Source organism: Altericroceibacterium spongiae (assembly GCF_003610805.1).
Lineage (GTDB): Bacteria > Pseudomonadota > Alphaproteobacteria > Sphingomonadales > Sphingomonadaceae > Altericroceibacterium > Altericroceibacterium spongiae.
Genome location: NZ_RAPF01000001.1, coordinates 43649 through 63019, shown reverse-complemented (window position 1 = coordinate 63019; position 19371 = coordinate 43649). Strand labels below are relative to the sequence as shown.

General features: G+C 54.4%; 21 protein-coding genes. 7 read left to right on the top strand and 14 right to left on the bottom strand.

All coding sequences use genetic code 11. The features are described from left to right. Window positions 1-55 precede the first annotated feature (55 nt). The 4 genes from D6851_RS00295 (at window position 56) to D6851_RS17510 (ending at window position 2509) form a co-directional block, all read left to right on the top strand. Window positions 56-364, top strand: coding sequence for a hypothetical protein (locus tag D6851_RS00295; RefSeq protein ID WP_147395393.1), 309 nt, complete (start codon window positions 56-58; stop codon window positions 362-364). Between the two features lie 14 nt (window positions 365-378). Then, window positions 379-738, top strand: a complete 360-nt coding sequence (locus D6851_RS00290) for a plasmid mobilization protein (protein WP_120322900.1) — start codon at window positions 379-381, stop codon at window positions 736-738. Then, complete coding sequence (locus D6851_RS00285; RefSeq protein ID WP_120322899.1) at window positions 735-2048, top strand: relaxase/mobilization nuclease domain-containing protein; 1314 nt, start codon at window positions 735-737, stop codon at window positions 2046-2048. Before D6851_RS00290 ends, D6851_RS00285 begins: the two co-directional genes overlap by 4 nt. 281 nt (window positions 2049-2329) lie before the next feature. After that, window positions 2330-2509 carry a hypothetical protein gene (locus D6851_RS17510; protein WP_147395392.1) on the top strand — a complete coding sequence of 60 codons (180 nt, stop codon included), beginning with the start codon at window positions 2330-2332 and terminating at the stop codon, window positions 2507-2509. 5 nt (window positions 2510-2514) lie between these two features. On the opposite strand, the gene D6851_RS00280 is transcribed toward D6851_RS17510, so the two are convergent. The 6 genes from D6851_RS00280 to D6851_RS00255 form a co-directional block, all read right to left on the bottom strand. Then, the gene (locus D6851_RS00280; protein ID WP_120322898.1) at window positions 2515-3105 is read right to left on the bottom strand and encodes a mobile mystery protein B; all 591 of its coding nucleotides are present in this window, start codon (window positions 3103-3105) and stop codon (window positions 2515-2517) included. Then, on the bottom strand, window positions 3102-3563 hold the full coding sequence (locus tag D6851_RS00275) for a mobile mystery protein A (RefSeq protein ID WP_120322897.1): 462 nt from the start codon (window positions 3561-3563) through the stop codon (window positions 3102-3104). Before D6851_RS00275 ends, D6851_RS00280 begins: the two co-directional genes overlap by 4 nt. A gap of 131 nt (window positions 3564-3694) precedes the next feature. Continuing rightward, window positions 3695-3898 (bottom strand): hypothetical protein, encoded by a 204-nt coding sequence (locus D6851_RS00270; RefSeq protein ID WP_120322896.1) that lies wholly within the window; start codon window positions 3896-3898, stop codon window positions 3695-3697. Window positions 3899-4173: 275 nt separating this feature from the next. Further along, window positions 4174-4869 (bottom strand): hypothetical protein, encoded by a 696-nt coding sequence (locus tag D6851_RS00265; RefSeq protein ID WP_120322895.1) that lies wholly within the window; start codon window positions 4867-4869, stop codon window positions 4174-4176. Between the two features lie 144 nt (window positions 4870-5013). Beyond that, a complete protein-coding gene (locus tag D6851_RS00260; protein WP_120322894.1) occupies window positions 5014-5244 on the bottom strand; it encodes a hypothetical protein in 231 nt (76 codons plus the stop codon). Beyond that, window positions 5231-5746 (bottom strand): hypothetical protein, encoded by a 516-nt coding sequence (locus D6851_RS00255; protein ID WP_147395391.1) that lies wholly within the window; start codon window positions 5744-5746, stop codon window positions 5231-5233. The genes D6851_RS00260 and D6851_RS00255 overlap by 14 nt, the downstream gene beginning before the upstream one ends. 251 nt (window positions 5747-5997) lie before the next feature. Between D6851_RS00255 and D6851_RS00250 the strand changes: the two genes are divergently transcribed. Together D6851_RS00250 and D6851_RS00245 are read left to right on the top strand one after the other, a co-directional pair. Next, window positions 5998-6459, top strand: a complete 462-nt coding sequence (locus tag D6851_RS00250) for a hypothetical protein (RefSeq protein WP_120322892.1) — start codon at window positions 5998-6000, stop codon at window positions 6457-6459. An 88-nt stretch (window positions 6460-6547) separates the two neighbouring features. Further along, complete coding sequence (locus D6851_RS00245; RefSeq protein WP_120322891.1) at window positions 6548-7522, top strand: hypothetical protein; 975 nt, start codon at window positions 6548-6550, stop codon at window positions 7520-7522. A gap of 1 nt (window position 7523) precedes the next feature. On the opposite strand, the gene D6851_RS00240 is transcribed toward D6851_RS00245, so the two are convergent. Next, the gene (locus D6851_RS00240; RefSeq protein WP_147395390.1) at window positions 7524-8081 is read right to left on the bottom strand and encodes a hypothetical protein; all 558 of its coding nucleotides are present in this window, start codon (window positions 8079-8081) and stop codon (window positions 7524-7526) included. Between the two features lie 270 nt (window positions 8082-8351). Between D6851_RS00240 and D6851_RS00235 the strand changes: the two genes are divergently transcribed. Next, entirely contained in the window at window positions 8352-8909 is a 558-nt protein-coding gene (locus D6851_RS00235) for a recombinase family protein (protein ID WP_120322889.1), read from the top strand. 5 nt (window positions 8910-8914) lie between these two features. On the opposite strand, the gene D6851_RS00230 is transcribed toward D6851_RS00235, so the two are convergent. From D6851_RS00230 to D6851_RS00200, 7 genes are all read right to left on the bottom strand, one after another. Beyond that, the gene (locus D6851_RS00230) at window positions 8915-9331 is read right to left on the bottom strand and encodes a hypothetical protein (protein WP_120322888.1); all 417 of its coding nucleotides are present in this window, start codon (window positions 9329-9331) and stop codon (window positions 8915-8917) included. A 291-nt stretch (window positions 9332-9622) separates the two neighbouring features. Beyond that, window positions 9623-9931 carry a hypothetical protein gene (locus D6851_RS00225; protein ID WP_120322887.1) on the bottom strand — a complete coding sequence of 103 codons (309 nt, stop codon included), beginning with the start codon at window positions 9929-9931 and terminating at the stop codon, window positions 9623-9625. Between the two features lie 266 nt (window positions 9932-10197). Next, window positions 10198-11112 carry an ArdC family protein gene (locus tag D6851_RS00220; RefSeq protein WP_120322886.1) on the bottom strand — a complete coding sequence of 305 codons (915 nt, stop codon included), beginning with the start codon at window positions 11110-11112 and terminating at the stop codon, window positions 10198-10200. Between the two features lie 233 nt (window positions 11113-11345). Next, window positions 11346-14168, bottom strand: coding sequence for a TrlF family AAA-like ATPase (locus D6851_RS00215; protein WP_120322885.1), 2823 nt, complete (start codon window positions 14166-14168; stop codon window positions 11346-11348). Between the two features lie 14 nt (window positions 14169-14182). Then, window positions 14183-16795 carry a DEAD/DEAH box helicase gene (locus D6851_RS00210; protein WP_120322884.1) on the bottom strand — a complete coding sequence of 871 codons (2613 nt, stop codon included), beginning with the start codon at window positions 16793-16795 and terminating at the stop codon, window positions 14183-14185. Between the two features lie 5 nt (window positions 16796-16800). Then, window positions 16801-18654 carry a site-specific DNA-methyltransferase gene (locus D6851_RS00205; RefSeq protein ID WP_183029920.1) on the bottom strand — a complete coding sequence of 618 codons (1854 nt, stop codon included), beginning with the start codon at window positions 18652-18654 and terminating at the stop codon, window positions 16801-16803. A 10-nt stretch (window positions 18655-18664) separates the two neighbouring features. Further along, entirely contained in the window at window positions 18665-18856 is a 192-nt protein-coding gene (locus D6851_RS00200; protein WP_120322883.1) for a type II toxin-antitoxin system Phd/YefM family antitoxin, read from the bottom strand. Between the last annotated feature and the right edge of the window lie 515 nt (window positions 18857-19371).

Below are 19371 nucleotides of genomic sequence, written 5' to 3'. Positions count from 1 at the left end.
CGAATGCAACTGCATATTAATCAGCCCGCCGCGCGCTCGCAAGACGGTGAAGCCAATGTCCTGGAAGGGCTTTGATCCGGCCAGCAGCAATAGTGCAGAAAGAATGGCGCGCCTGGGTGGACGAAGTTCGAACCAGGCGCATACGCGCTCAAGTAGCGCGAAGCGCGGTAGCGCAGAAAAACTGGCGCACTCTGAGGGAGTGTTTACAAACCAAATCCTAGAGGAATTGGCGGGCTGGGAGAAGATTCTCCAGCACACCAGCCTCAGCCAGACATTTGATCCCGATGAACTTGAAGGTGAGGACGAAGACGCACTGCGCGACCGTCGTCTGGCGACCGTGCGGAGGCGTCGTCGTAGGTCTTGAGATCGGAGGGCGGGATGGCACGAAAGCCATACGATCCTCCCTTCTCTCTCCGCCTCTCATTCGAAGAGCGGGCAAGGCTGACAGAGCAAGCCGAAGGCATGCCGCTCGGAGCCTATATCCGCTCACGCCTTCTCGATCAGCCGCCGCGCCGCAAGCGCCTCAGCCAGATCGACCATGATTCCCTTCTGCGCGTTCTTGGCCAGCTCGGCCAATCGCGCATCGCTAACAACCTCAATCAGCTTGCAAAACAAGCCAATCTGGGGACGCTGCTCGTCACCCCTGAAACTGAAGAGGCATTGCAAGATGCCTCAAAGGATATCGCGGAAATTCGGAAGTTGCTCATTCAGGCCTTGGGACTGGAGATCACTCCATGATCTTGAAAGCTTCCCAGCGCAGCGGCGCGGCACAACTTGGTCAGCACCTTCTCAAAGCCGAAGAGAATGAGCATGTTGAGGTGCATGAGGTTCGCGGTTTCATGTCGGAATCCGTCATGGGGGCGATGAAGGAAGCGCAAGCGATGGCGAAGGGAACGCGCTGCAAGCAATATCTCTTCTCCGTCTCGCTCAATCCTCCCGAAGCCGAAAACGTCGCTGTCGAAATTTTCGAGGGGGCGCTGTCGGCAATTGAGGAAAAGCTTGGCCTCACTGGCCAGCCCCGCATGGTGGTCTTCCATGAAAAGGAAGGACGCCGCCATGCGCATGTGGTCTGGTCACGCATTGATGCCGAGACCATGACCGCCAAACAGCTCTCCTTCTTCAAGTCCAAGCTGCGCGACGTGTCGAAGGCGCTCTATCTTGAACATGGCTGGAAGATGCCAACGGGTCTGATGGATTCCAAGGCACGCGACCCACGCAATTTCACGCTCGACGAATGGCAGCAGGCCAAACGGGCGGGACTGGATGCCAAGTCCCTCAAGGGGATCGCCCAGGAATGTTGGGCGGTGTCCGACAATGCTCAAACCTTCGCCCACGCGCTCGAAGAGCGCGGCTTGTATCTGGCGAAGGGTGACAGGCGCTCCCATGTCGCTGTCACCTATGAGGGCGAGGTCTTCGCGCTCTCGCGCCTGATCGGAGTGAAAGCGAAGGACGTGACGGCCCGTCTTGGAAAGGCGGATGCCTTACGCAGCGTCGAGGAAACCAAGGCGCATATTGCGAACGCTATTGCGCCGCGCCTCGACGGTTTCCTGAAAGAGGCCAAGCGCATGGCGCGGAACGCGCTCAAGCCGCTCGTCGAAAAGAAAAAAGAACTGCAAAAAGCTCATGCCGAAGAGCGTCAGCGCATGGCCAATGGCCAGCGCGAGCGTTGGCAGCGCGAGACCAAGGAGCGGGCAAGTCGCCTGCGAACGGGCGTGCGGGGACTGTGGGATCGCCTGACGGGCGATCACGCCAAGATGGTCAAGAAGAATGAGTTTGAGGCCTATCACGCGCTGCGCCGCGACCGAGACCAGCGTCAGGCCATGCTGAACGCGCAACATGCCGAACGCCGCAAGCTGCAAGAGCAGATCAAACAGACCCGCGAGCGCCATACTCGGCAGATTTTGAGTCTACACAATCAGGCAGCCAATTATCGCCTCATGCGGGATGGCAGCAAGCAAACGATCCGTAGCGAATTTTTGCGGAGCGCAGGGCAAGCGAGGGAACAATCCCGAAGCGCCCCAAAGCGCGGGCTTGAACTCGGTCGGTAGTCTCGAAACGGTAAGTGCAAAGCTGGCGCTCGCTACTCCCAAGCTTTTCAGCCTGAACGGTCTCCTCCCCAGCGGATTTCTCTTTTCCCAAACACGGCTGCCGCGTTGTTACCAAGACCGGAGCTTCTAATCCGAGTCCCATGACGGTGGGATGCAAGGCGTAAAGCCTTCTCCAGTCATCCTTTCGATTGCGGGCAATGCATCTGTCAAAGCCTCGAATTCCATCACTCCTCCCGTAACGCGGCCCGTGGTGGGCGGCGAAAACGCCAAGGGAGGAAGCCATGTCCCGACTGACGAAAGACGGCTTGAAAGCCAAAAGCGAGACGCAGCTATGTGACCTGTTTCAGCGAGCCGCTCGCGAGATTGCACCACACAAGCGTCTGAGCGTTGTATTCGGCAGTGTGTCTGCTGCCCTACGAATGATCCGTGACGAATTGGCCTGTCGCGGCCCGAAACGCTGACGGGCTTACGATCTGGCGAAGGCGAGAAGCGCCTCGATATCGTGACCGTCTGCTGCTTGTAGCGCTGCGATATAGGCTTTTCGGGTCGCGCTCGGATCGACGAGGCTCATTCGCCCCCATGTGAAGGGCTTCTGCCCGAGTTGAACGGCGAGCAAGTCCGCAACCATGCGCGAATGACGCCCGTTCCCGTTGGGGAATGGGTGGATCGAAACCAGCCGATGGGAAAACCGCACGGCGATCTCATCGGGCGGATAGGTTTCATGCTCGACCTGATACCGTACATCGTCCACGAGTTGCCGCACCTCCATCGGGATACGGTAGGCATCGATCCCGATATTGCGCGGGGTCGTGCGATATTCGCCCGCCCACTGCCAGACCTTGCCGAACATGCGTTTGTGCAGTTCGCCTAAAAAGGCATCGTCCAGCACCTCGCGCTTGCGCGACGAGAGCCATTTGGTGGCCTCGCTGATATTGGCGAGTTCCGCTTCGTTCAGTTCGCGGCGCTGGGTGATATAGGTCGGGATAAGTTGCGCACGTTCTTCCTCGGTCAGAGGGGTGTTGGCTTCATCATCCTCGTCAAACAGCGGATCGCTCATTGTTCATCCCACAGGCGGCGCATTGAGCCTGTCAGCAATTCGTCGATCAGGCGCTGGCGTTCATCCGCAAGATCGCGTTCGTCCAGCGACTGGTTCTCCAGACTCATCGTGTGATGGATGCGGCGCAATTCCTGTTCGGCGCGTGTTGCAGCCTGCTCGCGGATAAGATCATCAAGCGAGGTCTCTGGCACAATGGCATAAACAAATTTGCAGCCCAGAGCCTCGGCGGCTTCCCTGATTGTTTGCAAGGAAGCAACGCCGCTGACTTCAGCCTTTTCCAGCGCCGCGATGCGGGGTTGTTTCACCCCGAGGCGAGCGGCAAATTGCGTGGCATTGATACCCAGCGCATCGCGAATGGCGCGAATCCAACCTTTGGGCGGACGCGTCATTTCAAAGCTTTGCATGGCGGCAAAGCGTCTATCGAGGTTCTTTCGGGCGAGAGCGGTCTGGTCCATCATAATCTCTGGGTTTCAATATCTATCTCATAATATAATCTATGAGTTCTAAATGCAAATATAAAACAAATCCACAGATTATAGGCATGTAGGCGATCTATAACCCATAGATTTGAGGACATAATGAGGCCGCCTCAAGCGGCGGCCTCACTTTCCTTGTCTGCCGTCTCGCGCATGACGATGCGACCATTGAGCGGCAGAGCGTTGAGGGTGAGCGTAAAGCCTTTTCCGTCGCGGGTTGCCCATGCCACGCCGATATCGGTCCAGCGGGCGGATTTTCCTTCGCCCGTCACGGAATAGAGACGGAAGGCGGGACGGTTTTTGGTGGTGTCAGACATATGATTGCTCCTTTTCATTTGCCGCATGGATGATCCCGTCGGCTTCATGGGAGCGAAGAAAGACACGGGGGCTTGAGACGCGGGGTCAAATGCCGGAACGCCCGTTCACGGGGGCGGAGCTGCACGGAATGAATGGAATGATTGGAGGAAGCGAGCCGCATTGATCCCCGCGCCGCACGGGTCTTGGAATCCCCATGAAGGAAGCCGATGGGTTCATCTGGTTTCCACGCAAATGACCCGACAGGAGCATGTCCACTCGTACACCGCCAAAGCCGTCAAAACGGAATATCGTCATCTTCTGAGGGATCGAACAATTCGCCCTGGGCTTCGTCGAAGGCGAAGACATCCTGCAATTCGCGGAAATAGACGGCTTTCACGGTTTCGGTCGCCGTTCCCAGCTTCACATAGTCGTTGCCTTCCAGCGCCTCGATGAGAATAGGGTAGCTGCTGTAGAGTTCGGGACTATAAAATTCGTCCGCGCCCGCGCCGCCTCTCAGATAGTGTATATCGCCGAACTGGATGCCCAGATGCGACGGATCGCTTCCGTGAAAAGAAAAGAATCCACCGACGCCCGAAGCAGAAAGCGAATAATTGAAGTCTGACAGCCTCGATACGGTCACATCAGCAAAATTGATGTCGTACGCATAGACAGTCGTTGAGCCGACCGATGCATACTCGTCATGAAATTCTATAATGCCGTGGTTGGAGGGGGAGTTGTATTCGAGAAACAGGGCATCCACGCCCCCCTGCTTGTAAAAATGCGTCGTCTGGCCGTGATAGGCGTAGGCCGTATACGTGTTGTTGCCGTAGGCATCGACAATATCCATGTGTCCCGGAAATTCGGACGGCGACCTGTAATCCGTTGTGGAATTGTCTTCATAGGGCAGATAATCGCGCAGATTCAGGCCGAATGCGTTCAGGATCGTATTGATTATCGAATTAGAATTGGGGCCGAGGGCGTCATAATCCACATCGGCATGGTATTTTCTGTCACTACCGAGGAGACCGAGGGTCTGCGCGAAATTCTTCTACGCCGTATATGTAGAGGTAGCGACAGAGCCTGTATATAATTCTCTAAGGTGCCTGTCTGTGCTTGATGCGCCGTCAAAGGCATCCTAAGAGGATGATTCAAATGAAATTTCAATTTCAATCGGGTTGTAAGTAGAGACGGCAAACTCGCCACCGCGTATGATGATTGCTTGGTCACCGGTTACCTGTGTTAGATTTGTAGACGGATCACCGTCGTTATCTACATCTGGATCATAGATCAGGTAGAGATGCTCTTTTCCCAGTGCCGCTCCTCCAAGAACATCCTTTGATGCAATATAAAGTTTAGAGACCGCCATTATTTTTTCTCCAAACTCTGATTCTATTATTAGTTTCTTCAACTGTCATTTTTAACGCATCATCTCGTAGTAAGAAATCTCTAAAAATATACCCATTTCCTCTAACATATATATTTATAAGATTCATTTCTGATGTGAATATAAAATTGTATGATTGAACCTCCTTCATCTTTTTATATAAATAGATGGTGGGCTCGCTATAGACATACATTCTTATATTTGAATTTATATAATTGCTCTTTACATTGTATCCGTCGTATATTTTTGCTCCGCCTTCGCCGACAAGAACCTTGTCGACAAAATCCTTGCTTGTTCCCGGTGGAAAAAGCACCGCGAAAGCGCGGGCAGCATCTTCGTCTCTCGGGTAAAACCTAAAGCTGAACGTCTTGGGGTTGTAATGCGGATTTGCAGGGTCTTTGATGGTGAAGGGCGCAAACCACCAGAATGTTGTCAAAGCGACAATCAGCATAATTGACGTAAAGATTTTTCTGATTTTTGACAAATCCGCCCCTCCATGGAAATTCAAAAACATTCTATATTTGTTAGATAAAAACCGATGGAGATTTGCGAGTCAATTAAAAGGTGAAATTTGTATAACTGTATGTATGCATCGATCAATCTGTGAACAAAAATGGCATACTCTTTTTCCCTTCTACGTGTTCTACGATATAATATACTCGCAATGAACATCAGGACATTTCGGGAGGAGAAAATGGTCGCCAGATTTGTCAAACTGCCCGATGCGGGAGACTAATGGCGGCATTCGCCCCAATCACGGAAGAACTTCGAGAAGTGCTGAATGCCGAGCGGATGCGGACAGGCATTGGGCCGACTGAGCTTATGCGTGGCACGACCCATGATCCGAAGCGTCCCGCAACACTCAAAGGCCATGCGATATCCAGATGGCTTACTGGCGCGATTACCAGTACCCGCCCTAGTCATATCGCCTACGTGCTCGACCGTTGGAGGGCCCTGCCCGACGCGACAAGCCGCAAAGCTAGAGAACCCGCCGAGCGTGTGGCTCTGAACGACGATATTCTCTGCCAAATAGACGCATTCTGGGAGCAAGGATTGCTGCCAGACAAGATTCTTGAAACTGGAATTGTGCCTGAAGGGCTCAACGCCGCCATTATCCGAACATGGAAGGATCGCCGTATCAAAACGGCGGCAAGAGACTATATCGAGTTCGTCATACGCACCTGCACAAAGAATTAGATAAAATTTTATCTATTTTTCATAATTCGTAAAACCACAATCTCTAAGATGAACACACCCGCGAGAACAAAACATATGGGGATGGGGTTTGTCGAACGAAGTGCAATACATTATTGATCCTGAGCGTATCAACGCTCTTGGTGGTTCGGACTTCGCCAATCCTCCCTATGCCCGTTTCACACCCGCTCCTAGTGTTTCAGCGGAAGATTTTTCATTCCAGAACACCTTTGACTCTTTGAAAGGCCAGACGGAAAGCCTTTCTGTTTCTGGCGTCACAGGCTCAATCGACACGATTGAAAAAACCGTCGTTGGCATTGGTCGCGATGAGGAGAAGGAGAAAGACGGCATTAGCTGGGATGACGTGATGGAAACACAGGAGCGCATCCGTGAGGAAATCCGCAAGATTTCAGTTGCCGGTATCGAAATGAGCCGGGAGGAGTTGGACCAAACGATCGAGGATTTGAGCGATCCTGAGAAACGTGAACGTGCTGCGCAGAACTATGCCACACAAAACAACACAACCGTTGCGAAAGCTCGTGAGGAAATTGATCGCGTTTCCCAATATCTCTTAGCCTTGCGCGCCATTGATGACGGTAAGGCCACTGCTGCACAGCAGGCTCTCGTCACTGAGTTTGAAGCCGATCCGCAAGCCAAGTCACGAGTAGAACGCGTTTTGAATGCTACACACCATGCAACCGCCAAATTGGATGCAGCGGTAGCGGCAGGTCAGGCTGAATTACCTCGCGAAGAAATCTTTGCCGCTCTCGCCGCAGCGGACAATGCGTCAAGAAATGCGATAATCGCAAATGTTGAGGACACCAGCATTTGGGAAGATGCGCGTGAGGCGCAGGGGATAACCGGAGACGATCTCAATTGGACAGCCCAGACAAGAGGCAATGGTGATGTAGGCGTATTGGCCTTCTCAGACACCCGATCCGGTTCCGTCATCACCCCAGTATACAACGAAGTCAGCGCCAATGCCGCCGCTGCGCCACAACTTGCACAAGCTCAAGCTCCAACCGATCCTGTGTCGCAATCAAATGTAGAATTGGGAATGGGCTAGACTATTGCGGTGACAGCATAGCCAATTCACGGGGGAACATGCGCCCGTAGGCTTGCATGCCTTGTGCACTTAATGTGGGGCGCAATGCTGCAATTCTCTGCGCACCAACCGTCAAGTCGGAAACTGGCACACCCTTCCCGTAAATATCAATCATAATAGCGTTATCATACGGCATACGCGATGGCCCGACGATGAATGCCAAGGGAATGCCTTGATCGCGCAGGTCCAAAGCTGCGTTGTAGGCTTGCTGTTGAAGCTCGCGGTTCCCGCCCCAGACGACAATCGCAATTTTGTCACGGGATGCTTCGGAAGCTCCCGCCTGAACGACACGGATGCTCCGAGTGCTACCATCAATGGTCTGGAATGCGACCGGCGTTGCCTGAACATTGACATTTGCTGCCGCAGGCTGGGCTTGCATAGTCTGGGCAATACCAGCGGCGGGCATGAAGGCGGTTGCCGCCGCGCCGATGCTAAGGGCAGCAGCAGGCAACACCTCTTTAAAGGCGCGTGACAGCGGTTTGATAAAGAGGTCATAAGGACCTTTGAGTGCTGCGGACATCGTCATGCCCTCCTTCTCGTCAATTCGCTCCGACAATAAGGACCGTTTTTGTCAATGCGCGGGAGGAGGGGTGGACAGTATCGATCCGGCCCGAGTCGGAATCTCTTGAAAAAATAATATAAAAAGAGTAGGTTACTTGCATATGCAGTGCCGGATAAGGTCCGGCCTGGGGGAAACTAAAGCTCCGCATGGTTGACCGAAGCAAAAACGGTCCTTTCCGTCAGAGACGGCGGCTTTTCATCCCCTTCAAGATAACCTGCACCGATTTACATGGCCCGCATCGGATATGCTCGCGTGAGCACCGAGGAGCAGAACCTCGACCTTCAACTTTCTGCCCTCAATCAATCAGGTTGTGATCGGGTGTTCTCCGATCATGGCGTTTCGGCGGTGGCAAAGCGCCGAAACGGGTTCGAGCAAGCGCTTAGCGCGCTCGGCCCCGGTGATACGTTCGTGATCTGGAAAATGGATCGCGCCTTCCGATCCCTGCGCCATGCACTCGATGTATTTGACCAGTTCGAGACGGCGGGCATCGAGTTCCATGTCCTGACTGAAGGCATCGACACGACGACGCCAATGGGAAAATGCTTCTTCCAGATCAGGAATGCCTTTGCGGAGTTAGAACGCAATCTCATTTCCGAGCGCACCAAGGCAGGTTTGCAGGAAGCGCGCAGGCGCGGCACGCGGTTAGGTCGCCCTCGTGCCCTAAGCCACAGCGAGATTGCAGATGCGCGCCGCCGCCGTGCTGGGGGCGAACACATGGCGCAAATCGCTGCTCGCTCGGGGGTGAGCGAGCGCACACTTTATCGACATATGGGCGATGCGACCTGACCGTATCAGAAGCCGAACAAGTCGAGCTGGCGCGACAACAGCTCGTCAATCGCCCTAAGATGCGCAAAATCATTGTATAGATGGTTGTGCTTGAGACTCACTGCGCGGTGCACGTCGTCCGATAACGTAAAGGGCGGCTGGTCCAATCCTGCGGCGCGGTGCGCTGACAGTTCTCGGCAGACGACGCGATATCGCGAGGCATTACGCGCCAGTGAGGCAAACGCTCGCGAGCGAATTCCCCTCAAGGCTTCCGACCTTCGGGGTTCGGGCAAGCGGTCCGCAGAGTTGATCTCTTCCGAAAGGTATCCCTGATAGCTGCTGGCTCGCGCCTCCTCGCGGATTTCCTTTAGTGACAGGCGTTTTCCGCCCAGCAAATAGTACCACGGGTGACTTGATTTGCGGCCTTGGTGTGTGTGCATCATCTCCTTGTTTTCTCCATCGAATATCACTCCCGAATGGGAATGGGTTGCGTCATGCAACCCTGGCGCTTCGCCGAGAAGTGGGGGTGCAACTGCAAGGAGGCTCCGAACGAGGGTCCGCCGAAATCCACATGAAGGTGGATGCGTTTGGATGCCTTGCAGGCGCGAGGGGCGATGCCCCTTAGGAGAAAATCCCGTTAGCGATCGTCACCCGCATGGGCCGAGACCTTGGCTCGGTGCGGCCACGCATAGAGCGCGGGCCGCCAGGCAACGGGGAAATGCCAAAGCCCGCACTCAAAAGAGCGCGAGCTGGCGGGACGCTGCTTCGGATTTCCGCCACGCAGCTTTACGTGAAAGTTCCTCGATCCAAGCCTCAACATAGCTTTCTGGCCCACCAAAATTGTCCACCTCTGACGGGTGAATGAAGTGCGAGCGATAGCCAGTTTCGGTAATCGGTAGCGGTGCGCGTGCTGGTGAAATGCTTTCCACCTCCAGATGCGCCATCCCTCGACCATCTTCATAGGCGAGATAGTCGCGGCTCCAGCGGATTTCGATTTCGATGCCGTTCCAGTTCTTGTGAATGATTGCGTAGTCGGTGTTCATGTCTGCCTCCTTGAAGTTCGGGTTCGTCCGTTCGACGGGGAGACCAGGACGGCAGGGTTCAAAGGGGCAGCGTCACCCATGCTTGCATGGGGAAACGGCCAACACGGGAGCGCTCGCGCGAATGGATCGGGCAAGCCGTTGACGCTGTTCCTGCCCTGCCAACTTTCCCGTCAATGTGATCGGACGCAGCCGAACGGGGGCAGACATGAAGAAGGGCCGACAAGCGTCCCTTCCCACGAAACGGTATCGAGGTTGAAAGGCGACCCTCAGGCCGCCTCCCTGATGTCATTCGAGGTCAGGCTCACGAGGTATTCGGCAGCCTTGTTCGCAGCACTTGCAGCCGTGAAGATCGCCTTGCGGTCGCCCTTCAGGATACGCAGCCAATGGCCAATGTAGTCCGCATGGTCGGGACGAGGCTCAGCCGTGATCCCGAGATCACCGCACAGGAAGGCTGCACCGAGCTCGGCAACCATCTCCTCCATCGCATAGGCATCATCGCCAAAGCGTTCGCCGAAGGTGCGCGCCAAACGATGATCTGCTCCCGACCAGTGGGTCAGCTCGTGCAGCAGCGTCGAATACCAGCCTTCAGAAGCATCGCTCGTAGACGTGCCCGTGAAGCGGAAACGGTCTGGCATCGTGATCGCATCTTCCTTGATGCTGTAATAGGCGCTCGATCCGCCCTCGCGGATAACTGCACCCGACGCAGCGATCACCTGCTCGGCACGCTCGCAGGACGAGATAGGATCGACGGTCGTGTCAGGCTCGTCGATGACATAGCCATCGACCTGCGCGACATTGAAGACACGCGATGCGCGAGCAATGAAGCGACGCTGGAAACCATCCTCGGATGACTCGCTCTGATCGTCAGGCTCGATATCCTTGTAAAAGATGATGAGCGAGGATTTCTCGCCCTTGCGGACCTGTGCGCCGCGATCCTGCCACTGGCGGTAGGTGCCCCAGAGGCCGTGCGTGTATTCGGCGCAGTAGGCGGAAGCCCAGAGAGCGACAGTGTTGACGCCGCGATAGGCCTTTCCGCTCGATACGTTGATTGGGCGTTCGATAAGACCGCTTTGCGAATGCCAGGGCATCTGCGGATTATCGGCACCAGCTTCGATGGCGGCGATGATCTGGTCGGTGATGGCGGTGTAAACGTCGGTGCGTTCATGTGATGAAGTTGTCATGTCCTGATCTCCTTTCGCTGTTCCTGAGGACGCGAAGGGACCAGGCTGGGGTCATGAGAGGGCTCGTCAGCCGTCAGGCGAAACGGACAACACGGGAGCCGTAATGCAATGCAGGCGAATGGATCGGGCAGGCCGTTGACGGGCCGTCGGCCTCAGCCACGTTCGCGGCTGAATCTCAGGGGTAGCGGAAGGAAGGTTGGCTATGCGGAAGCAAGAATGCTTCAAGGCAGTGTTCAGTATCCGTATTTGTCTTTGCGATCTCGGAAGGCTTTCTCGCCGCCCTCCATTGTTTCCGTGATTTTAGCGCATACGTCGGTGCGGTCGATTGCCCCGTGACAAGCGACTGCACGCTTGGCATCGGAGGTTACGTCCATTCCTACAACAAGCTCAGAAGAGCCGTTAACAACGATATTTGCATTGTGGCTGGCAAAAATCACTTGGCGGCGCTGCTTTGACTCGTGAAGCTTCTCGGCCAACTCGGAAACAACCTTGTTGTCCAAGTCACCTTCAGGCTGATCGACAATCAGCGGGCCGCCAGGCTGCTCCAGAAGCATGAACAACAACGCCGCTGCCCGTTGACCTTCGGACGCCTTCTCGAAGGAAATTTTCCGCTCGGCATCGCAGTAGAAGAGAGTGATCTCAGGCTTTGGAACAGCGGTAGCAATGGCTTCAATTCGCTGGAGATCAATTAGATCAAAGCATGAATCAATTGTGCGGGCCGCACCTCCTAGTACGCTTGCCAGAGCTTCGCATGCGGGCTTGTCACCAGAGCCAGAAACCGAAACCTGCTTCCAACGCAGAGCAGCCAAGCAATCTGCACGCAGGGCATCAAGAAACGCCCAGACACCCTGACTTTCTAGACCCTCCTCGACATTTCGGTGACGAGTGGCCTCTTGGGAGCCAGTCTTAGCTGCCAGCATATCAACTGCGTCGAATATCTCTGTCCAGTTGTGATCCACGTTTAGCTGAGCTTCGATGCGGTTGCCCGAAAGCGTCTCGATTTTGTCTGCCCATTCCTTGGTGCGCTCCGCCCGTAGGTCCACGGAAGCCTTTAGGCTGGCAATCGCACCGCTCAATTCCGTGAACTTTTCATCTGGTGACAAGAGAGAGACTTGCAGCTCACCGATCTGCGTCATCACTCCTTTGAGTTCAGTTTGGAGCGCAGAGAGTTGTGAAGTGACGGCTCGATGCTCAGTAAGCTTTTCCATCACTTTGTCTCTGGAGGTTTTTGCCTCTGCGAGGGCAGATGATACGCCAGATCCCGCAGCCATGACCTTGTCGCGATGGGAGGCCAAGTCTTTTCCTAGTGTCTCGATTCCTTTTGTGAATGCGGCATTGAAGTGAGAATACGCTTCCTGAACCGCCTTGGCCTCGGGAGCTGGCGAGGCCAAGTCCAGGGTTTGGCGAGAAGTGCGCCAAAGCTGCTCCAATTCCCCCATGACTGCCTGCACTTGCTTTTCAGCTTGCTGACGCTTCGTATCAAGTTCCACCAAACTGTCATGGCGAGAGACGACCTTCTGGTCCTCGGGCGATAGCTGGGGCAGCGTCTTTTGAAGAGCAGCGATGCGCTGCTCTAACGACGATTTCGCCGTATTCAGTTTATGAAGTTGGGATTGTTGCGCCCATGCAGAGGACAATCCCTGCAAAGATTGTCTAACTGTCAACTTGGCAGCATCAATGTCCCCGTTAAGCCTCTCGTCCTCACGCTTAAACTCGGGCTCAACAAACTGTAGCAAATCAGAAAGCTGAGCACGCTTTCCCGCTTGCTTGCCAATTTCCGAAAGCTCCCCTTGGCTATAGACTACGGCAGGAAAAAGCGAACGCAGTTCTTTGAGTGAGAGCTCCTGCGATGTTCCATCTGGATACGTGATCTTGGGCTGGTAGGCATTTGCGCCGCTTCTACGAATGTAGAAATTGGCTCCATCCTGCACTATGGCCAGCTCGAGCGTTGCTCCTGCTGCAATTAGCGTGTCGTTGATTAGGCCGCTGAGACGCTGCTTTCCAGAGTATTCTCCCTTGTCGATATCATGGCAACTCCGACCAAGACCAAACGCTATGTATTCGAGCAATGTGCTCTTGCCGCTACCACGGCCCCCAATGAAAGAATTCAATTCGGGGCTGATTGAGAGCGTCCCATCTTCCAAAATTGCGGATTGGCTAACTGACAGCGACCGGACACTAAGCGTAGCGACAGTTGGTCGTTGAATTGAGATTCTGGACCGGTAGCCTAAGAATGCTTGTCGGATCGCTTCCGCGGTGGGAGTTGCGAGCTTAATCCAACAACTGTTTTGGCCTAGCTGAGCATAATCTGCTGAGCGCGCGTCGGATGTCGGCAACGGATAAATGAAGCGCGAGCCCCAATTTGCGTCTAAGCCAGAAAGTCGGCGGCGATTGGTCGCCCCCATCGTCTCAATGCTCTGGCCGACATCAAGATAACCGCCGACATAGGACATTGCCTTGAAATCGGCATGAGCAGCGTTTGTGAGGACTGTGTGCTGTCCTCCTTGAGAGACATTGGGGAGGACAATAAAGCGTCCCTTGAGCTGGGGAACGCCATCAAGCTTGCCTGCAATTTCGGGATATGAACAATCTAGCTGCGTAACCCTTGGTGCTTGCCGCGCCTTGTCGTCAAGCTGCGCGACAACTATTCCTAGGCGCGCCTGCGCGGCATTTGTCCATTCATCGGACAGATTGGCATCGAAAATAATCAGGCATTGAACGCCGCCTCGACAGGTCAACTCCATTCCAGGGAATACCCATAAGTCAAAGCTAGGGTCTGCTTCACGTCGAGAGGCTACGGCGGCTCGGACATACGGAAACATTATCATCTCGTGATGATCGGTTAACGCGACAGCCGTCAGATTCCGCTTGGAGCATTGCTCCACAAAATCTTCAGCCCATTGCTGCCTAGCGGCTTCAACAAAAGCGGCAGTAGCGGGAGTGCCATTGTTATCATCGCCCACGCCTAATGGCCGCGCACCCTGCCAGTTTGGGTCGCGCGGTGTGTGAACCTGAAAATCGCATTTGCGCCAATATGCGTAGGTGGGGTTTGTCATCGCATCCTACCAATCTACGAAGCGGGATCGTTTTTAGAGAGTAGCTGCGGCAATTTGCTCTTCCATTCACTCATAAGGACGAGCGTTCCCTGAACGGTCTCACCGTTGTTCACCAATTCCAGTTCCCCAACGGGAGCTGTTTCGTCCCAACAGAAATGATCTGAAAGAAAGGCTAGGACATCGCGCTTGTAGGCCGTGTCAAGATTGTCGAGCTGATCGCCTTTCGTCTCGAGCGCAGTGATACGCTTTCCTGATCCATCACCCTGAACGGCGAATATGAAATCAGGATAGATTTTTGCCTTCTTCCATCCTTGAATGCCATATTGCGTCCGCGCCACGTTTCTATGCCACCAGGAAAGGGTCTTCTCGCCGTCGAGATAAACCGCAACATCGCGCTCATCGCTGTTGAGTTCATTCTCGAACACGGGCGCGAATAAGCTCTTTACCAGTGGGCCACCTGCGCGATTAAGCAGTTGCCGACCATTATCGGGCTCGGTTGTTTCAACACTGAAAGGCATTCGCCAGTTGCGCCCGTCGAGCCTGAGGCGGAACTGGACTTGGCCTGCGGCAACCTTGCTTTTGAAGAGGGCTTCAGCGCGGGCATTTCTGGCTGTTTCTAATCCCCTGCGGAGCTCCTCAACGATGAGTCCGGCAAGCTGCCCGATCTTATGTTCGTCGAAGCCCCGGTCACGTAGGGAATCGAGCATTGAGCCGACGATCTCTCGTCCCACAAACGGATTGGGAACAATGTCGGAAATCATCCGAACCGCGTAGGCAGGGTCGAACGCAAGCACCTCTGAATTCACTGCGACCGTCTCACCGACGAAGAGTTCTTCGCCATCGTCGGAAAGACTGATCCTTTGCAGTTGGCTCTCTGCTGCTTGCGCATTCTCCGGAACGTTGTTGGCAATTTCCTTGGGGTCGAAACCTCGCCAGTCGATGGACGACAAAACATCTGTTTCGTAGTCCAAATCGCGCGCATCTTCGCCTTCGATAACCATGACCTTCGGTAGGTAAATTTCGGTTTTCGCAAAAGACGGGCGACGACTGATTGACCGAGTTGCGTTTGGAGTTCCCGTTGTATCGTCTTGGCTGACCCTCAAAACGAGGTCGCCAAGACCATCCTGTTCGAGACCGTCTTTGATTGCGCCGACGACCGAAGCCGTATCGGCATGGTGCGTAATGACGTGGCACTCGTCGAGAGCTTCAACGCCTGTCTTAATTGCTCCAGGCTGTCGTAGAATCCGGCCGACAAGTTGCGTCATAGCTTTGAGGTTGGAACTGGCGGCTAGGCTGCACAGGACATAGGCGAAAGGGCAGTCCCAGCCCTCTTGAAGTGCCTGCTTGGTGATGATGGCTCGCACTCGGTTTGTAGGCGAAAGCAAGTCCTGATTTTCTGGATTGCTGAGGTCGTTCTGTTGTGCGGTCTTGATCGCAATTTCGGCCTGATCGAAGCCTGCTGTAAGCAACCAGTCTTTCACATCGTCAGCATGAATGTGGCCGCTCTCGCGTTGATCGGCCCCCGTCCGCTCGACCTGAATCAACATGATAGGACGGATGTAGCGCCCTGACTCAGCATTTAGCGCGCGAGCGTCGGCATCTAGCGCATTCAATTTGGCCAAAGCCGCATTGAGGGTGGCCTTCCAGTCATTCCCCTGACGAGGATCAAGATTGAGGGGCATCTTAATCATACCCTCACGATCAAGCTCTCGACCCGTCACCTCGACAAGGACGTTCGCATATCTTCCTTCGCGAGGATTACGCCCCCCACGTGGCTGCACGTCTTGCGGAGTGGCAGTCAGCTCAAGGACAAAGCAGGGGTTGAAACCATAGAGTGTCCGAAAGGCTAAATCGGAGATCGCTCTGTGACCCTCATCAAGAACCACGACGGGGCGAATGACTCTCAGCGCATTTCCAAGCGAGTCCTTCACCATTGGAAACATGCCATTGTATGCGGTCAGGTTCGGAGTTCGCTCGATTGCGGCTTTGTGAGCTTGTTGCTCGCCCTCGGGCGGAAAGAAGCCGTGAACGTCGCCTCTGTCCTGAAACATCTTCAAGGAGTCCTGCGTCTCCCGATTTGCGGACTGAAGCATGAGCAACATGACACAAAGATTCGTCTCCACGTCGCGAGCATCAAGACGGTCAGTTTTCTCCATGATCCGCACCCGCCCCGCTGCTGCACGGTCCAGCGCTTGGCGATAAGGGTGTTGGCGATCTCTCAGGTGTTTAAGAGTTTGCGTGTAGATAGCCTCGTTCGGCACGATCCAGAGTACAAAGCCTGTGTTGCGGTCGAGATAGCTGCCCATGATCCGTGATACTGCGGTAACAGCCAACCAGGTTTTACCGCCGCCCGTTGGGACTTTAAGAACAGTGTTCGGGACAGGTCGGTCACACCCATCGTGACGGGGTGAAAACGGAATTGCGTCGCGAGATACTGGCAGCTTACCAGCCGCTTTCATCGCTTCCCAAGCTTCCTTCGCAAAGTCCGGAATGGCCAGTCCGAGGTCAGGGTCTTGTGCTGCAAGCGCTGCCACCCTGTCGGAACGCACCTTCTTTTCCTTGAGGAAGCCAAGGTAAGCATCGAGAGCAGTTAGGACGCGGTCTTGATAGTCGAGCTGTCGGAACACGTGCTTTAGCTCCGATCAATACGGTAGAGTGCGAAAGGCAGCGGCACGAACTCCACCGGAAGATTCTGTTCAGCCAACATCTTCTGGCTGACAAATCTTGTGGGAGCAAAAACGAGGTGTCTCTTGTCTGGATCAGTCGCAGCGAAGGCCTTTGCGCGAGCGAGCGTCAGAGCCGCCTCGGGCGATTTCAGCCAATCCAAATCAGGCTTGTAGATCAGCCAAACCTGCTGTCCGTCAGCTTTGCCAAGATAGAAATCTTCCTCTCGTATGTTGCCAGTTTCGAGCGATTGGTTGGTGGCCATATGGAATAGGGCAGCTCCGAGACCCGAATAGGGAGGAAGGGTCTCACCACTCAGAATCTTGTCAAGCTCAACGGGATCGCCAAGCGTGCAGTAAGTGAAACTTCCACCTAGTCCATCTGCACGGTCAGCTACGGCTTTTTCTCCAGTGACGACAAGCTCGCCGTCTTTCACTTCCTTCTTTATGCGGTCGAATTCATGGGAGTGAAGGTTTTCGATCCCCTCGACCTTATGCACCAATTCCTCAGAGTTGCTAAGTACGCGCCAATTAAGACGTTCGCGCAACATCTCGGTTCGTTGAATGCCCTCAAAATCATAGCCATTGATGACACGACGAATGCGTTCCGCCGTCACGTTATCGGCATAATCCTCCATTTCGACGAGAATAAAACGGCGGCTCCCTCCGTCGCGTCTGTTGGCTTCTAAGACCGCATGGCCAGTAGTGCCCGAGCCAGCGAATGAATCCAAAATCAGTGCATCATCTGAGGTCGCTATGCTTATTACATCTTCAAGCAATCCCAGGGGTTTTGGAAATGGGAACAAATCGGCTAAACCTAACTTCCCCAGCTCGACAGTACCTTGCTCGGTTATATGCTTGCTATCAGACCATATCGTTTTGGCTTTTATCGTTTCCTTGCGATATTTCTCAAAGACTCGCCACTCGCCAGCCCTTGTTTTCGCAGCGAAAAGGAACTCTGTCGATTTATTCTCCGTTCTCGCTCGACTGCGATCCTTTCCCCAGCGCCAACAGCTCTCCCCGCCACTGCTGTTCAAAGGGAATATTTCCTCGGCCCCTTCGAACGGTTCAACGGAAACATAATGGTTCCCGTTATCATCGGTAAAGCCACTCTTGGCATAAAACGGATAAAATAAATTGGGCCTGTTGTGGCGGCCAAATTTCGGATTCCGATTTCTCAACTCACGAGCGGAATACTTTCCGAAATCATCCTTCTCGGGGAGATTTTCTCCCTCAGTTTCAATCTCATGGAGCACTGAAAAAGGCGTTTTCCCATAGACAAGAATGTACTCGTGAGTCTTGGCAATTTCCTTGTAGGTCTGACCACGTTTGTTGGATTGCGTCACGATCTGGCATACAAATGATTCTTCGCCGAAAATCTCGTCGAGAATACCTCTCGCCCGATGGATTTCGTTGTCGTCAAGAGTGACCCAAATCGTGCCTTCATCGCCTAGCAACTCGTAAAGAAGCCGCAACCTGGGCCACATCATCGCACACCATTTGTCATGGCGAAGTCCGTCCTCAACCCCAATGGGGTTTGATTCCAGCCACTCTTTAATCATCGGCGCGTTTACGTTGTCATTGTAGCACCAGCCCTCGTTTCCTGTGTTATAGGGAGGGTCAATGAAAATGCAGTCCACCTTGCCTGCATAATGAGGAAGCAGCGCTTTCAAAGCCTGTAGGTTGTCGCCGTGGACGATCAGGTTGCCGTCAAGCGCTACAGGCCCGATCCCCTTGGGCTGGTCTGGCACAAGTGGGCGAAATGGCACGGCCAAATGATGGTTATAGACGAACTCTTTGCCCTTAAAACTCAGCTCGGTCATGCTGCCTGTCCTATGCGTTGTCGTCGGATGCGCCACGGCGTCCGTAGTTGATTTCAATTTCCTGAAGACGCCCGAACTCCTCAACGGAGAGGACGACCACGACGGGCCGACCGTGCTTTTCGACAGTGACGGGCTCTGCTCGGGCCAGATCGATCAGGCGCCCGAAATGATATTTTGCATCCCGCGCTGAAAGCGTCTTCATTCGCCTCTCCAAACAAGCGGCCCAAGGGCATTTTTGGCCAAAATGGCCACAAATGCAAGGTGTGTATGTAAGGTATCCTCACCTCGTTGCAGCGGTTCGTGATCTGACTAATAGCTGGTGTCCAGAGGGGCGGCGCTAGCCCCTTTCGGTCGCATCCACGGGCGATCCCGTGGCGGTATCCAAACGGCGAACGGTTGGTCTCCATGAAATGGTCGATGGGGTCGAGGGGAGCTATGAAATGCTCCTTCGCCGCGCTGGAGGCGGCTGGGTTTAAAGGGGCAGGCACGCCCCTTATCGATGGGGGGAAGGCATACGTTCGTATGCCTGGCGGGGAGAGCCGAAGTCTCCCCGATGGCGCTGAAACGCACCTATCCTGTCTGACCCGTCGTCAGGCTGGATTGGTTACGTGCAAGCGCCATTTGGCCGGAGGGGATGCAACGGGGAACGCGCAGCGGGTGCCCCTTGCCAAGATGAGCGTTTGGCAAAACCGGAGCTGAAGGCGAAGGATTTTGTAA

What these genes read in the sequence shown, in the direction of transcription:
- D6851_RS00295 (WP_147395393.1), top strand. Translation starts at nt 56, where the DNA reads ATGTCCTGGAAGGGCTTTGATCCGGCCAGCAGCAATAGTGCAGAAAGA.
- D6851_RS00290 (WP_120322900.1), top strand. Translation starts at nt 379, where the DNA reads ATGGCACGAAAGCCATACGATCCTCCCTTCTCTCTCCGCCTCTCATTC.
- D6851_RS00285 (WP_120322899.1), top strand. Translation starts at nt 735, where the DNA reads ATGATCTTGAAAGCTTCCCAGCGCAGCGGCGCGGCACAACTTGGTCAG.
- D6851_RS17510 (WP_147395392.1), top strand. Translation starts at nt 2,330, where the DNA reads ATGTCCCGACTGACGAAAGACGGCTTGAAAGCCAAAAGCGAGACGCAG.
- D6851_RS00280 (WP_120322898.1), bottom strand. Translation starts at nt 3,105, where the DNA reads ATGAGCGATCCGCTGTTTGACGAGGATGATGAAGCCAACACCCCTCTG.
- D6851_RS00275 (WP_120322897.1), bottom strand. Translation starts at nt 3,563, where the DNA reads ATGATGGACCAGACCGCTCTCGCCCGAAAGAACCTCGATAGACGCTTT.
- D6851_RS00270 (WP_120322896.1), bottom strand. Translation starts at nt 3,898, where the DNA reads ATGTCTGACACCACCAAAAACCGTCCCGCCTTCCGTCTCTATTCCGTG.
- D6851_RS00260 (WP_120322894.1), bottom strand. Translation starts at nt 5,244, where the DNA reads ATGGCGGTCTCTAAACTTTATATTGCATCAAAGGATGTTCTTGGAGGA.
- D6851_RS00250 (WP_120322892.1), top strand. Translation starts at nt 5,998, where the DNA reads ATGGCGGCATTCGCCCCAATCACGGAAGAACTTCGAGAAGTGCTGAAT.
- D6851_RS00240 (WP_147395390.1), bottom strand. Translation starts at nt 8,081, where the DNA reads ATGTCCGCAGCACTCAAAGGTCCTTATGACCTCTTTATCAAACCGCTG.
- D6851_RS00235 (WP_120322889.1), top strand. Translation starts at nt 8,352, where the DNA reads ATGGCCCGCATCGGATATGCTCGCGTGAGCACCGAGGAGCAGAACCTC.
- D6851_RS00230 (WP_120322888.1), bottom strand. Translation starts at nt 9,331, where the DNA reads ATGATGCACACACACCAAGGCCGCAAATCAAGTCACCCGTGGTACTAT.
- D6851_RS00225 (WP_120322887.1), bottom strand. Translation starts at nt 9,931, where the DNA reads ATGAACACCGACTACGCAATCATTCACAAGAACTGGAACGGCATCGAA.
- D6851_RS00220 (WP_120322886.1), bottom strand. Translation starts at nt 11,112, where the DNA reads ATGACAACTTCATCACATGAACGCACCGACGTTTACACCGCCATCACC.
- D6851_RS00215 (WP_120322885.1), bottom strand. Translation starts at nt 14,168, where the DNA reads ATGACAAACCCCACCTACGCATATTGGCGCAAATGCGATTTTCAGGTT.
- D6851_RS00205 (WP_183029920.1), bottom strand. Translation starts at nt 18,654, where the DNA reads ATGACCGAGCTGAGTTTTAAGGGCAAAGAGTTCGTCTATAACCATCAT.
- D6851_RS00200 (WP_120322883.1), bottom strand. Translation starts at nt 18,856, where the DNA reads ATGAAGACGCTTTCAGCGCGGGATGCAAAATATCATTTCGGGCGCCTG.